Source organism: Bradyrhizobium sp. HKCCYLRH1034 (assembly GCF_051168375.1).
Lineage (GTDB): Bacteria > Pseudomonadota > Alphaproteobacteria > Rhizobiales > Xanthobacteraceae > Bradyrhizobium.
Genome location: NZ_JBNPUW010000003.1, coordinates 98654 through 112591 on the forward strand (window position 1 = coordinate 98654; position 13938 = coordinate 112591).

Sequence of the window (13938 nt, forward strand, 5' to 3'; positions counted from 1 at the left end):
CTCAAGTGTCAGCTCTGGAGAAGGGCGGAAACGCTGGCGTTGATGAAGTCGCGATCGGCCGGGATGCGGACAGGATTGCCGGCCCGGTGGCCGTGGATCGACGGAATCGGCCGCAGCACGGCGGAGCGCGCGTTGACCAGCCCGGGCAGTTCGCGCTCGTTGTCGCGCCAATCGAAATAGCGGTCGGTCCGGCCCGGCATCAGCAGCATGTGCGCGGCGATTGCCGACAGCGCCCGATCCAGATCGTCGCCGAACGCCGCGCAGGCGCTGATATCGCCGCCCTGCCAGATCGCGATCTGCGCCAGCAGGTTGTCGGCATCGCGATGCGCGAAGGCTAAGTCCCAGGTGGCGGCGAGATAGTCCTCCTGCGAGCCAAAGCCCTGCTCGCGCCAGACCTCGTCGCGGTAGAACTCGTAGGACATCGCCCAGCCCGCATAGATCCGCCCCATCGCGCGCAGGCCGGCCACCGGCTTCTCGGCGAAGCGGCCGTTGCGAAACGCGGGATCGGCCATCAGCGCCGCCTTCACCGCGTCGAGAAACAGGTGATTGTAGGGCGAGCAGCGCGCGCTGCCGCACACCACCGCCGCACGCTCCACCATGTCCGGATGACAGGCGGCCCAGTGATAGGCCTGCATGCCGCCCATCGACCAGCCATAGACCAGCGCGATCCGGCTGATCCCGAACTGTTCCTCAACGAGCCGGCGCTGCACCGCGACCGCGTCGTGATAGCTGATGGCCGGGAACGGCGCGTCGCCGAACAGCTCGCGCGTGTTCGAAGGCGACGACGACAGCCCATTGCCGAACAGGTTGGGAATGATGATGAAGTAGCTGCTCGGATCGAGCGCGCCGCCGGGCGCGATCAGCCACTCGGTGTCGACATGCTGGGCGCCGAACGAGGTCGGATAGAGGATGACGTTGTCCTTGGCCGCGTTCAGCGTGCCATAGGTCTTGTAGGCGAGCCGCAGCGACGGGAACGTCACGCCCGATTGCAGCACGACGTCGCCCGCCTCGAAGATCTGATAGTCGCTGCCCGCCGCCATGCACGTCATCCCGTGTGATCGATGAACGGAGCCTAGGTGATGCGCGGCCGGGCCACACGCCCATTTTTTGGCATGGCATGACCGCGCAAGAGGCGCGGGCGGCAATCGCATCGGCCGAGGCCATGGGGTCGTACCCTCGCGGCCGCTCAAGCCCGAGCTTTGTCCGGATCGCGTGCCCTCTGAAACGTGAGGGCGCAGGGAAGACCGGGAGCTCGCCGCCCCCATGGCCCGCCTGCGAAAAAAAATGCAGGCGGCAGGAACCACAGGTTCGGCTGGGACATCCCGGCCTTCCCTGCGCGATGGTCTTAACAGCTGCTTCGCGCTCTCCCTGGGGACCGGCTGTGTTGCCCCCATCGTCGGCGTGATGCGCTTCCGCACCATCATCCGGCTTGACCTCAGCATCGGGAGGCCAGGACCACGCGATTTGACTGTCCGCATCGGATCGTTCGTCGGCGCGACACCGCGCTGCGACCCGCTACGGCCACCGCATCCCTGCCTCGCGTCTCGTGACGACCGCGCGTACGCCCCTCATCGATGAGGCAGGATGGGCGCAGTAGAGCATACTTTCTGGAAAAACGAAAGAAAAATTTTTGCCGGTCGTCCGGACCGTCTGATCCGCCCGGTATCACGACCACCGTCATTCCGGGGCAAGGCCGAGAGGCCTTGAACCCGGAATCTCGATATTGTCTTGCGTCCATTCTGAACGACTTCGAGATTCCGGGTTCAATCGTCAACACGCAGCCGCTCCGCGCCTGCGCATCGACGATTGCCCCGGAATGACGGAGAATGGCGACGGCCCAACCTTCTCATGATGCGCTCAAGCTCACGGAAACCTTGTGTTTCGCTTTCCTCCGCTTGCAATCCGGTGCGGCCCCTTCCAGCTGACGAGCAGAGGCCGTATGACGGCCCGACGCAACGGAATGAGACATGAGCACAGCGATCGAATTCGGCCTGGACACGTTCGGCGACGTCACCCGCAACGCGGAGGGCGCGATGGCCGCCCATGCCCAGGTGATCCGCGACGTCGTCGCGGAGGCGGTGCTCGCCGACCAGCTCGGGCTCGATTTCATCGGGCTCGGCGAGCACCATCGCGGCGATTTCGCGATCTCGGCGCCGGAGGTGGCGTTGGCGGCGATCGCCGCGCGCACCACGAAGATCAAGCTCGGCTCGGCGGTGACGGTGCTGAGCTCGGATGACCCGATCCGCGTGTTCCAGCGGTTTTCGACGCTGGACGCGGTGTCGAACGGCCGCGCCGAGGTCATCCTCGGCCGCGGCTCCTTCACCGAGTCCTTCCCGCTGTTCGGCTTCGATCTCAAGGACTACGAGGCGCTGTTCGAGGAGAAGCTCGATCTGTTCGTCAGCCTGCTGCCGCAGCAGCCACTGACCTGGCAGGGCCAGTTGCGCCCGCCGCTCAGGGATCAACTGGTCTATCCGCCGGTCGAGCATGGGCGGCTGAAGGCCTGGATCGGTGTCGGCGGCAGTCCCGAGTCCGTGGTGCGCGCCGCGCATTACGAGCTGCCGCTGATGCTCGCGATCATCGGCGGCGACCCGAAACGGTTCGGGCCCTATGTCGAGCTGTATCATCGCGCGCTCAAGCAGTTCGGCCGCGAGACGAAGCCGATCGGCGTGCATTCGCCGGGCTATGTCGCCGACACCGACGAAGTGGCGCGCGAGGAGCTGTGGCCGGACTACAAGACCATGCGCGACCGCATCGGCCGCGAGCGCGGCTGGCCGCCGATGGGCCGCGACGAGTTCGTCCAGGAGGCCGATCACGGCTCGCTCTATGTCGGCTCGCCGGAGACCGTGGCGCAGAAGATCGCCGCGACGATCAAGGCGCTCGGCCTGTCGCGGTTTCAGCTGAAATACTCAGCCGGTCCGCTGCCGCATGCGAAACTGATGCGGAGCATCGAGCTGTATGGCAAGGTGGTGGTGCCGAGGGTGAGGGAGTTGCTGGGGGAGCAGTAGGCCGGACACGCGGTCCTTTACCATGTCCGCAACCGCGCCTGGCCCTTGCATCACGGGACCTGGATCAAAGGCGCGAGCAAAACGGCTCGTTCAGGACAATCCAAGCGAGCCGATTAACAGAGCCTTCGTGACACGCATCGTAAGCTCGATGTCGCGCGTGCCTGCTCCGATCAAGGGGGCGCAATCCGATCGGTTGCCCGGAGGCAGACGACAAGCTCGCGAGCCTGGGAACGAACTGATGTTGCTGAAGATCGTCGCGGTGGTCTACGGACTCTGGTTCGTCCAGGCCGCGTTGGAGCCCGGCTTCTACGACACGCCGTCTCACATGGCGAGCTCGACGCTCGCGCTCGCCGGATTGCTCGCGCTGTTCGATCACGCCTTCAGGATGGGCTGGCTGTCCGCCAACATCTGGCGGACCGTTGCGCTTGTCTACGTCGCCGACGGCCTGGTCCACGTGGTTCCGAGCGCCAAGGCCCTGATCGAGGCACAACGTTTCGAGGTGCTGGCGGGCGCTGCGGCGATCAGCTTCGTTTTCCAACTCCCGATGCTCTTCAGCTTGTGGCGATTGTCGTTTCCGTCCACGCGCTCGGATCAGACCGGTCTCGCACGCATGGCCATGCGATAAGCGTCAGGCCCTGTCGGCCTTCGAGGTCGCTCACCGCCTCATACCTGCCCGGGCAACAACGGCCCGCGCTCACCTGCCGCCAGCCGCGCAAGCTCCCCTGCCGTCCGCGCCAGCACCCCGTCCCAAGCCATGGGCTTCTCCTGCCTGAACAGCCGCATGGTCGGATACCACGGGGTGTCGGCGCGGTCGCGCAGCCAGCGCCAGTCGAGCGCATAGGGCAAGAGCACCCAGACCGGACGGCCGAGCGCGCCGGCGAGATGCGCCACCGACGTGTCGACGGAGATGACGAGATCGAGCACGGCGACGGCGGCCGCGGTCTCGGCGAAGTCGCTCAGCAACGGCGCGAGATCGATGACGTCGGTGCCAAGCTCGGCGAGCCCTAGCGCATCGTCCGGCCGCGGCTCCTTCTGCAAGGAATAGAGCTGCACGCCCGGCATCATCAGCCGCGGCAGCACCGCCTGCGCGGTGAGCGAGCGCTGGCGGTCGCCCTTGTGCCTGGGATTGCCGGCCCAGACGACGCCGACTTTCAACGACGGCGCGCGCCCGAGCACGTTGCGCCACGCGGCCATCTTGATCGGATCGGCCGCGAGATAAGGCACCTCGGCCGGGATCGTCTCCAGCGTGGTGCCGAAGATGCGCGGCAGATCCATCAGCGGCGCCTGCAGGTCGAATGGCGGCAGCGGCGCGCCGCGCGGCACCACGGTCACGCCCTCCAGACAGCGCAGCAGCGGCGCGATCGCCGGCTGCACCTGCAGCACGACCGGTCCCCCCATCATCCTGACGCGATCGATGTAGCGCACGAATTGCAGCGCATCGCCGATGCCATATTCGGCGAACAGCAGCAGCGTGCGTCCGTCGAGCGGCGCGCCCTGCCATTCGGGCGCGTCGAAGCGCGGCATGCCCGCGGAGAGGTCCGGACAGTCGCGGCCCCAGCGATGCTCCGCAAAGCCGTTCGCGAGGTCGCCGCACATCAGCAGGAAATGCGCGTGATTGTAGCGGGCGAGCGCATTGTCGGGCGCCCGCGCGATCGCACGATGCGAGGCGGCCAGCGCCGCGTCGATGTCGCCGGCGTTGCGCAGCGCCACCGCGAGGTTGGCGTGACCCTTGGCGTAACCGGGATCGGAGGCGACGGCGCGGCGATGCGCCGCGACGGCCTCGATGGTCTCGCCGCGCATCTCATGGATGATGCCCAGATTGGTATGCGCCGGGGCGTGATCGGGCTGCAGCGCCAGCGCGTGCTCGCAGGCGGCAATCGCCGCATCGAGCTGGCCCGTCCCGCACAGGCAGGCCGCGAGATTGCTGAGCACGACCACATCGGTGGGATCGAGCACGGCGGCGCGCCGATAGGCCTCGACGGCCTCGGCCGGGCGGTCGGCCTCATGCAGCGCGTGCCCGAGCAATCGCGCGGCATTGGCATCGCCGGGCACGAGATCGCAGGCCTGACGATACTGGACCGCGGCCTCGGCAAAGGCGCGCTGCTTGTAGAGCACATCGCCCAGGCTGAGATGCAGGCCGGCATCGGCCGGCTGCGCCGCCAGCGCATGCAGATAGGCCGGCACGGCCTCGTCATATCTGGCCTGGTCGGCGAGCACATGCGCCAGCGCCCGGCATGCACCGGGATAGGAGGGCTCGCGCTCGAGCAACGCGCGATAGGCTGCTTCCGCCTCGGCAAGCCGCCCCTGCCGGTTGAAGGCGAGCGCGAGATTCCAGCGCGCGTGCAACAGCGCCGGATCGAGCGCCAGCGCGTGGCGATAGGCGGCCTCGGCCTCGGCGAAGCGCGACAGCTCGAGCAGCGCGCTGCCGAGCCTGCTGTGAATCGCCGCATCGAGCGGCCGCAAAGCCGCTGCGCGCGCGAACGCATCGGCGGCGCCCTTGCGCTCGCCTTTCACGGCGAGCGCATCGCCGAGCGTGACATAGGCCGGCGCATGGTGGGGATCGCGGGCGAAGACGCGCCCGAGCAGCTCCGCACCCTCCGCCATGCCGCCGTCGGCGAAGGCGAGGATCGCGGACAGATGCAACGCCGGCAGATGATCCGGCACCGCTTGGAGGATGTCGCTGCACAGCGCCTTGGCCGGACCGGCGCGCCCCGCATTGTAATGATCAGCCGCCTCGATCAGCAGCCGGTCGACAGCCACAGCCCCCATGATGTCCCCACCTCTCGCACTCGAATGCAAGCTTCAACGTGCGGCCGGGCGATTTCAGGCGAGACTCCAGGCCGAGCCGGCTCAGCCTGCCGCCACCTCCATCCGCATGGCCGCCTCGCGGGCGCGCTCGACGTCGGGCGTGCGATAGGCCGCCTCCGGAATGGTGCCCAGCCGCGACTCGTGAAGGCGCGCGCCCAGGCCATAGAACTGCTGGAAGCTCATGATCAGCGGCCGCCATTTGTCCGGGTCGATGCGGTCACGCGTACCGTCCATCAGGATGGCCTCGTCGACATGGACCCGCTGCACCCGCACCTCGAAGCACTGGATGTGCCCCTTCAGGATCGCGTCGTCGTCGGCGATGCCATGCACCGACTCGATGCGGGCTTCGAGCTGCACCGCGCATTCGGCGACGCGCGGAGCCGCAACGGTTTCCGACGCCGTTGCGGTCAGCCCGGCGGCGGCAAACTTGTCGGACACGTGGCGGTAGCCCTTGCGCTGCTTCATCGCCGGCACCGGGTCCGATCCCGTGGTCAGCGCCAGGCGATCGACGGCGGCGACGAGATCGACCGACGGCAGGTTCAGCACGCACTCGCCGGTGCGGCGCATGTTCTGCGGCGTCTTCGATCCGGCGGCGAGGCCCAGCATGCAGCGCCAGCCGAGCCAGAATGCCGACGACATCGGCGCGAGATTGAAGCCGCCGTCCTCGTTGACGGTGCTGATGAGGACGACCGGCGTCCCGAAATAGAGGATGCCCGGCTCGATGGTCGTATGCATGAAAAGCGCTCCAGGGTGATGCATCTCGGCGGCGATTGCGCGCGCCGCGCGGACGGGGCTCAAGCCGCCGTCTCACCCGGAGAAGTTCCTCGATGGCAGCGAAGCGCTCCACCCGATTCCCGAACGGGCCGGATCAGGCGCGCCCTGGGTTTGATCTGGAGATGTCTGCGCGTGCAAGGCTGCGGCAGATGGCGATCCCGGCATGACTCGAACATGCGACCTACGGTTTAGGAAACCGCCGCTCTATCCAGCTGAGCTACGGGACCGGAGCCTGCACCGAAGTGCACCTGCTTCGCCGCCTCCATAGCAGACCCGGCCACCGACCGGAAGCCTCTCCGGTCGGAGCCTGGACCGGGCGGCCGACCGGGGCACAACGACGCTCGGATCCCCTGACGGGACGACGACGGGAACGCAGCCGCGCGATCCCGGTTAGAGCGGGGCCGCTCATGCCCGATCACACCCCCGTTTGGGAGGGGCGGTTTGACTATCCGGACGGCAGCCGATGGTCTAAGAGAACGGCGCCAATCTGGAACCCGGCCTCGGGATTGCCGTATTGGTCGTGCCTGAGCGCATCTCGTGGCCGGCCAGGCGTCCGGCGCCACGAGGTCCGCTCGATCCAGCGCGCCTGCCCATTTCAGCCGAGGGACACAGACAAGTCGATGCTCATCCGGTCGGTCATTTCAGGCGTGTTCGCGAGCTTCCTCTCCATCGCCGCCGCAAGCGCGCAGGACACCCGCCACCTGCTGGAGTCGAAGGAGTCGCTCTACAACAACATCTATGTCTATGAGCAGGCGCCCTACCGCAGCATGACGTTCGGTCACAACCGGCGCATCTATACCGAGAGCGTCTACAACACCCAGGACGAGCTCGATCTGCCGGTCGACTATACCCGCTTCATGACCGCGAGCGTCATGTACGCAAAGAATGTCGGCTCGGTCCTGGAGATCGGCTTCGGTGGCGGCCGCACCGCCTGGTACCTGCACCGCTTCCTGCCCAAGGTGCAGGTGACGTCGGTCGAGCTCGATCCGACCGTGCTGGAGCTCGCCAAGAAGTATTTCGGCATCAAGGAGGAGCCGAACTTCCACGTCGCCAACCGCGACGGCCGGCTGTTCGTGCAGGAATCCAAGGAGCGCTACGACATCATCCTGATCGACGCCTATCGCGGACCGTTCGTGCCGTTCCACCTGCTGACCAAGGAATTCTACCAGCTCGTCAAGGAGCATCTCGCCGAGGGCGGCGTGGTGGCGCAGAACGTCGAGCCGTCGACCATGCTGTTCGACGCCGCGGTCAAGACCATCCACAGCGTGTTCCCGCAGGTCGACTTCTACGAGGCCGGCGGCAACATCGTGATGGTCGCCTATCCCGGCGACGAGCGGAAGCCGGAGGATCTCGCGGCCATCGCGCAGGAGCGCGACAAGGAATTCGGCTTCCGCTACAAGCTCGCCGACATGCTGGCGCAGCGCAAGCGCATCGACATCGATAACGGCCAGGTGATCGACGCCAAGGCCAAGGTGCTGACCGACGACTTCGCGCCGGTCGAGGCGCTGAAGAGCATCGAGCGCCACAACAAGAAGCTGCCATGAGCGCGCCGGTGTCCCGCGCCGGCATGCTGGCGATCTATCTCTGTTCGTTCCTGGTCGGCTGCGTGCTGATGGGCTTCGAGATGCTCGGCAGCCGCTACCTCAACCCGTATTTCGGCAGCGGCATCGGCGCCTGGGCCAGCCTGATCTCGACCGTGCTGTGCGCGCTCGCGATCGGCTATTTCGCCGGCAGCGCCATCGTCGACCGGCAGCCGACGACGCGCACCATCGGCACCATGATCCTGATCGCCGCCGCCTACATGGCACTGGTGCCGGCGACCGCCGACACCGTCATGGCCGACATCCTCGACAGCATCGGCGACGGGCCGATGGCGACGCTGATGGCCTCGACCGCGCTGCTGCTGGTGCCGCTGACCCTGCTCGGCACCTTCTCGCCGATCGCCGTCAGCCTGTTGACGCGCTCGGCCGGCGAGGCCGGCCGTGTCGCCGGATTGGTCTACGGCGTCTCGACCATCGGCAACGTCGTCGGCACGCTGGTCACGACGTTTGCGCTGATTCCGACGATCGGCTCGCGCGCGATCACCTATTATTTCGCCGTGGCGCTGGCTGGCTGCGCCGGCATCCTGTTCATTCCCTTCGGCAAGAAGACGTCCTGATTTCCATCATTGAAGAGCTTTGCGGATGACTGAGTTCTGGCCTCGCCTCGCCGCCACCGCGACAGCGGCCGTATTGCTGCTGATGTCGCCGACCGCCTACGCCGCGGACGCGCAGATCGAATTGTGGGACGGTCAGCGCGCAATGGCTGTCATCGCCGATCTGCTGCGCTTCACGCCGCGGTCGATGGGCGAGCCGGGACATCAGAAAACGATCGACTACATCAAGGCGGCGATGGCCAAGAGCGCGGCAGACGCCGTGCTCACGCAGAGCTTCACCGCCAAGGGCGATGACGGCAAGGCGATCCCGCTGACCAACATCATCGCCCGCTTCCAGGTGCAGAACCCGCGGCGCGTCATCGTCGCCACCCATTACGACAGCATCATCAAGGCCTATCGCGATCCCAAATCGCCGGACGCACCGATGCCGGGCGCCAACAACTCCGCCTCGGCGGTGGCGCTGCTGCTCGAGACCGCACGCGTGCTGTCGCTGTCGCCGAAGCCCGACGTCGGCATCGACATGATCTTCTTCGACGGCGAGGAGGGGCCGAAATCGCTCGGCGCCGGCGATCCGACCTGGCGCCCGCTGGGCTCGCCGCATTTCGCGGCCAACCTGAAGACCTATTATCCGACGCACAAGCCGGAGAAGGCAGTCGATTTCGACATGGTCTGCGACAAGGATCTCAAGCTGCAGCCGGAGCCGTCGTCGCTGGCCTCGGCGTTGCCCGAGGTCAAGAGGTTCTGGAGCATCGGCAGCCGTATCGCGCCATCGGCGTTCTCGCCGGAGCCCACGGCGTATCCGATCAGCGACGACCACACGGCGCTGCAGCAGGCCGGCATTCCGAGCTTCCTCGTCATCGACTTCGACTACGAGCCCTATTTCAACACCACGCAGGATACGATCGAGCAGTGCTCGGCGCAGAGCCTGGAGACCGTCGGCCGCACCCTGCTGCGCTACCTCTATACGCCTTGATACGCCCGAGCTGCGGCAGGCGCCGCGCTCAGGCCGCCCGCGGCCGCGCCGTCACCGCGTCCGACGCGACTGCCGATGCGCGCGCCAGCAGACCCGGCACCAGCGCCTCGGCCGCCTCCGCGCCCGAGATCACCACGGCCTCGACGCCCGCTCCGGCATTGCCGCCGCCGGCGATGACGAGATTGCGCACCGGCGCCTTGGCGCCCTTCAGCCGTCCCGACTGCGCCACGCCATAGATCGCGCCGGCGCTGGCGAGATCATAGCGTGCATAGGTCACCGGGCTGGCGTCGGTCCGATAGACGATATGCCTGGACAAGTCGGGAATGACGGTCGCGGCAGCGGCAACCATGGCATCGCCGAGCTGCTGCTTGCGGGCCTCGTAGTCCGGCGAGCGCCGCCACGCCTTCCAGTCGTCGCCGCCCTCGCCCGGAAACCAGCGCGTGGCCTGATCGTGCGGCACGAGGGTGATGATCGTCATCGTGGCATGGCCTTCGGGCGCCGCCGACGGGTCGAGCTTGGACATCACGGCAAGGCCGATTCCCATCGGCGTATCGAGATGCGTGGCGGGCGCGATGTCGGGCACGATGTCGAGGCCGAGATGCACCGAGAAGCACGACGTCGCCGGCGCGAGGGTGCGGGCACGCTCGCGAAAACCGGCGGGCAGATCGTCGGGACTCAGAAGCTCGGTGAAGGTACGGCCGAGATCGGCATTCGAGACCACCGCCTGCGCGCGGACCGTGCGGCCGTTGCCGAGCACGACGCCGACGGCGCGGCCCTCCTCGACCAGGATGCGGGTGACCCTGGATTTCAGATGCACCTCGCCATCCCTGGCGGTGACCGCCTCGGCGAGCACGTCCGCGAGGCGGCCGGAGCCGCCGACCGGATAGAAGCCACCCTTGAAATAGTAGCCGAAGATCGGGACCATCTGGGCGCAGCTCAGCGTCTCGCTGCCGTCGCCGAGATAGCCCGACAGCGCATTGAGATAGGCGATGAGTTCGGGATCGGAGACATGGGCGGCGACGAGCTCATCGAACGGGCGGTTCATCCACCTGAACGCCTGCGGATGCTTGCGCGGGAAGGCCAGCATCTCCTCCAATGTGGCGGGCATGCCGGGAATGCCGCTGCGACCCTGCCCCGTCGCGTACATGCTTTCGAAAATGGCATGGATGGTGTCGAACAGCCGGGTGAGCCCGTCCGCGCTGGCGGGAAACATCTCGCAGAGCAGTCGGACATAAGCACGCCAGTCCGCTGGCACGTCGACGCGGCGGCCGGCGAGACGGTAGGAGTGGGTGACCCGCCGCCACTGGATGCGGTCGGCGACGCCGAGCCGGCGCAGCACGCTGTCGACAGGCCCGCCCGGCCAGACGCCGGAGAAATCGTGCGGCCCTGCATCGAAGCGATACAGCACCGGCTTGTTGTCGTGGTGAGCCTTGCGAAGATAAGTGTGGCAGAAGCCGCCCGGCACCACGTGGTGATCGAACACCTTCACCTTCAACCCGGACTCCGCGAGCAGGGCGGCGGCCGTCAGCCCGCCGATTCCGGCGCCGATCACCGCGACGTCGCAGTCGACGCCGGCCGCGGGGGTGAAGCCCGGTGCCGGCCAATGGCACTCCTCGCGCGCGGCCCGCATGCGCAGCAAGGCCTGGCGAATTGCGAAGCGCGGGCCGAAGATCGAGATCAGCGCGCCGCCGACGACGATCATCGTCGCGATCCAGGAGGCGACGCCGGCCCAGCGGCACAGGCCGAGGACCAGGAACAGGACGCCCCAGAGCCCGGTCATCATCATGTTGATCAGGTGGAATTGGGGCGTCGAGGCGCTGTCGGCATAGGCCGAGCGGGAATAGTCCGCGGTCCAGGGACGGCCGACGACGAGCGAAGCGAAGCTGATGAGGCCGAGCCCTGCGAAGGACAGCCACAGCGCGTTGCCGGCCGTCCAATTCGGCGCGACGTCGTTGGCGATCGCCAGCACGACGAAAAGGGCGAGGCTTCCGAGCTCCAGCAGCGCGAGCTCGCTCCGGGAGGCTCGCCAGACGTTGGCGGCGAGCGCCAGGGCCAGCGCGGACCACACCGCCCATGCCGGCTGATGCCAGGCCAGCAGGGTCCAGAACGCGACGAACGGCAACAGCGCCAGCTTGACCGTGAGGAACACTTTCATCGCAGCCTCTCCTCCGCACCGGGCGGCGCAGCTCATCTTTCCATTGTCAAGATATTCATAGGAGCGCTTGCCCGGTCTCGTCAACACCAATCTTTCCAACGTCAAGATTAGTTTCGTCAACTACGGCGGGATGAAAATGGTGGAAAAATGCTGCGCATCGTTCCGGCGCCACAGCAAGGCGCGATTCACGAACGGCGCTGCCGTCATTGCCGGCCCGACTGTGGCAACGAGATCACGGAACCACGGCAGATAAAGAAGAAAGTCTCAATTTACGCAGCATTGGAGTCACACCCCGCCGCAAAATGGCGACAATCTCCCGTCATCTGAGGCGGGGAGCCGCTGAGGATTACCGTTCGTGTACCCACCCCGCCTGCCAGTACTGGTCTTTGCAGCGATCACCTGCCTGCCTGCCGTGCAACCTCAACGCGCGCATGCGGAATGGTGGAGCCGCTCCCCGACGGATTTCGAGGAGTGTGCCGACGCTGCCGAGAAGTCCGCCTCCAAGGAGGAGAAGACGGCGGCGCTGGCGCAATGCAACGCGAAATTTGCCGGGAGACGGAAGCCGGGCGGCGGCTACGTCTATTACGACTTCATGCAGGATCGCAGCTTCGACATCGCCGGCCCCAATCCCACGGCCGAAGAGCAGAAGTTCATCGACCAGCAGTATACGCAATACCTCGAGCGCCAGCGCCACGCCAACATGAGCTCGGCGATGATGTCGCGGCCGCAAACGCAGGACCTCCAGCCCTCGCTCCGGGACATGACGGCGCGGGCCGCGATCGAGCCGCCGAAGCCGGCCATGCCGGCCCCGCCGCCGCAACGGCCGAACAAGCCCCCGGCCGCGACCGCGCAGGGCGGATTGCCATCGCCGGCGTCGAACGTGGAGGCACGCGCCCGCATCAAGGCAGCGCAATGCGCCAAGGACGGCTGGCGCCGCGATTCGTTCTCGTGCAACTTTCCAGTCCTGTCGGAGAAGCTCGACGAGCTGAAGCGGATGTTCACCGGCCCCAGCCAGGCCGCAGCCGCACCGCCCGGAGCCAAGGCGCCGAAACGGGCCGAAGCCCGGAACTGAGCCGCGCGCGACACGTTCCCCTGTGCGACGAATCTGACCGCGGCTTGTAACGCCGCGTGCAAGCCCATAGGTTTGTCGGCGCGGGGCGCAGGAGCAGGTCATGGGTCTACTCGATATCCTCAACGGCATGCAGAACGGCCCGAGCGGGCCGAGTCATCCGACCACGCAGAAGAACGGCGGCATGTCGCCGATGACGATGGCGATCCTCGCTTTGCTGGCGTGGAAAGCGGTGAAGCATTTCTCGCAGAATGGACAGCAGCCGAACGCGGCGCCTGCGCCAGTCCCGCCGCCCCAGCCGACCGGGAATCAAGGCGGACCGCTCGGCGGTGCGCTTGGTGGCGGCCTCGGCAACATCATCGCCGGCGGCCTGGGCGGCCTGCTTGCGGGCGGCGCGGCCGGCAGCGTGTTGTCGGGCGGGCTCGGCGATCTCCTGCGCCAGTTCCAGGACAAAGGCCATGGCGACACCGCGAACTCCTGGGTCTCCCCCGGCGAGAACAAGCCGATCTCGCCCGGCGATCTCGCCAATGCGCTCGGCGCCGATCAGATCGATCAGCTCACCGCGCAGAGCGGGCTGTCGCGCGACGAGCTATTGAACGGGCTGAGCCAGTACCTGCCGAAAGTGATCGATCAGCTCACGCCGGACGGTCGGCTGCCGACCGAGCATGAGTTGGCGGGCCGGATCTGACGCTCCGCGATCGTTGACGGGAAGGACGAGACTCATGCTGCACATTCTGATCGTCGGGCTGGTCGCCGGCTTCCTGGCGCGGCTTCTATCGCCGGGTCCCAACAATCCCTCCGGCTTCATCCTGACCATCGTGCTCGGAATCGTCGGCGCGTTCATCGCCACCGCCATCGGGCAGGCCATCGGCCATTACAGCCCCGACCAGGGCGCGGGCTACGTGACCGCAACCCTCGGCGCGATCGTGGTGCTGTTCATCTGGAACAGGCTGGTCGCGAGCGGCACGATCCGCGATTTCAATCGGTAACGGCCTCGCG

Annotated in this window: 12 protein-coding genes and 1 tRNA gene; 8 read left to right on the forward strand and 5 right to left on the reverse strand. The window is 67.0% G+C overall.

Going from position 1 to position 13938, the window contains the following annotated elements:
• Nucleotides 1–8: 8 nt before the first annotated feature.
• On the reverse strand, nt 9–1040 hold the full coding sequence (locus ACQR0W_RS07560; RefSeq protein ID WP_316170967.1) for an alpha/beta fold hydrolase: 1032 nt from the start codon (nt 1038–1040) through the stop codon (nt 9–11).
• A gap of 927 nt (nt 1041–1967) precedes the next feature.
• Between ACQR0W_RS07560 and ACQR0W_RS07565 the strand changes: the two genes are divergently transcribed.
• Both ACQR0W_RS07565 and ACQR0W_RS07570 read left to right on the forward strand, forming a co-directional pair.
• A complete protein-coding gene (locus ACQR0W_RS07565) occupies nt 1968–3005 on the forward strand; it encodes an LLM class flavin-dependent oxidoreductase (protein WP_316170968.1) in 1038 nt (345 codons plus the stop codon).
• Between the two features lie 238 nt (nt 3006–3243).
• Nucleotides 3244–3630 carry a hypothetical protein gene (locus ACQR0W_RS07570; protein WP_316170969.1) on the forward strand — a complete coding sequence of 129 codons (387 nt, stop codon included), beginning with the start codon at nt 3244–3246 and terminating at the stop codon, nt 3628–3630.
• A 38-nt stretch (nt 3631–3668) separates the two neighbouring features.
• Here ACQR0W_RS07570 and ACQR0W_RS07575 read toward each other — a convergent pair whose 3' ends face one another.
• The 3 genes from ACQR0W_RS07575 to ACQR0W_RS07585 all read right to left on the reverse strand — a co-directional run bounded on the left by ACQR0W_RS07575 (nt 3669) and on the right by ACQR0W_RS07585 (nt 6814).
• Nucleotides 3669–5774, reverse strand: coding sequence for a tetratricopeptide repeat protein (locus ACQR0W_RS07575; RefSeq protein WP_316170970.1), 2106 nt, complete (start codon nt 5772–5774; stop codon nt 3669–3671).
• Between the two features lie 81 nt (nt 5775–5855).
• Nucleotides 5856–6548 carry a flavin reductase family protein gene (locus ACQR0W_RS07580; protein ID WP_315715264.1) on the reverse strand — a complete coding sequence of 231 codons (693 nt, stop codon included), beginning with the start codon at nt 6546–6548 and terminating at the stop codon, nt 5856–5858.
• Between the two features lie 189 nt (nt 6549–6737).
• Nucleotides 6738–6814: transfer RNA gene (locus ACQR0W_RS07585), tRNA-Arg, on the reverse strand.
• Between the two features lie 393 nt (nt 6815–7207).
• Between ACQR0W_RS07585 and ACQR0W_RS07590 the strand changes: the two genes are divergently transcribed.
• From ACQR0W_RS07590 to ACQR0W_RS07600, 3 genes are read left to right on the forward strand one after another with little or no spacing between them, the layout of a single operon-like run.
• Entirely contained in the window at nt 7208–8131 is a 924-nt protein-coding gene (locus tag ACQR0W_RS07590) for a spermidine synthase (RefSeq protein WP_315715263.1), read from the forward strand.
• A complete protein-coding gene (locus ACQR0W_RS07595; protein ID WP_315715262.1) occupies nt 8128–8745 on the forward strand; it encodes a fused MFS/spermidine synthase in 618 nt (205 codons plus the stop codon). The genes ACQR0W_RS07590 and ACQR0W_RS07595 overlap by 4 nt, the downstream gene beginning before the upstream one ends.
• A 25-nt stretch (nt 8746–8770) precedes the next feature.
• A complete protein-coding gene (locus ACQR0W_RS07600; RefSeq protein ID WP_315825506.1) occupies nt 8771–9715 on the forward strand; it encodes a M28 family peptidase in 945 nt (314 codons plus the stop codon).
• Nucleotides 9716–9743: 28 nt separating this feature from the next.
• Here ACQR0W_RS07600 and ACQR0W_RS07605 read toward each other — a convergent pair whose 3' ends face one another.
• Complete coding sequence (locus ACQR0W_RS07605) at nt 9744–11870, reverse strand: phytoene desaturase family protein (protein WP_316170971.1); 2127 nt, start codon at nt 11868–11870, stop codon at nt 9744–9746.
• 370 nt (nt 11871–12240) lie between these two features.
• On the opposite strand from ACQR0W_RS07605, the gene ACQR0W_RS07610 reads away from it, so the two are divergent.
• The 3 genes from ACQR0W_RS07610 to ACQR0W_RS07620 all read left to right on the forward strand — a co-directional run bounded on the left by ACQR0W_RS07610 (nt 12241) and on the right by ACQR0W_RS07620 (nt 13928).
• Complete coding sequence (locus tag ACQR0W_RS07610; RefSeq protein WP_409998663.1) at nt 12241–12942, forward strand: hypothetical protein; 702 nt, start codon at nt 12241–12243, stop codon at nt 12940–12942.
• A 100-nt stretch (nt 12943–13042) separates the two neighbouring features.
• Nucleotides 13043–13627: a YidB family protein gene (locus tag ACQR0W_RS07615; protein WP_315752288.1), complete on the forward strand. Its 585-nt coding sequence runs from the start codon at nt 13043–13045 to the stop codon at nt 13625–13627.
• A gap of 34 nt (nt 13628–13661) precedes the next feature.
• Nucleotides 13662–13928 (forward strand): GlsB/YeaQ/YmgE family stress response membrane protein, encoded by a 267-nt coding sequence (locus ACQR0W_RS07620; RefSeq protein WP_315715257.1) that lies wholly within the window; start codon nt 13662–13664, stop codon nt 13926–13928.
• The last annotated feature ends 10 nt before the right edge of the window (nt 13929–13938 follow it).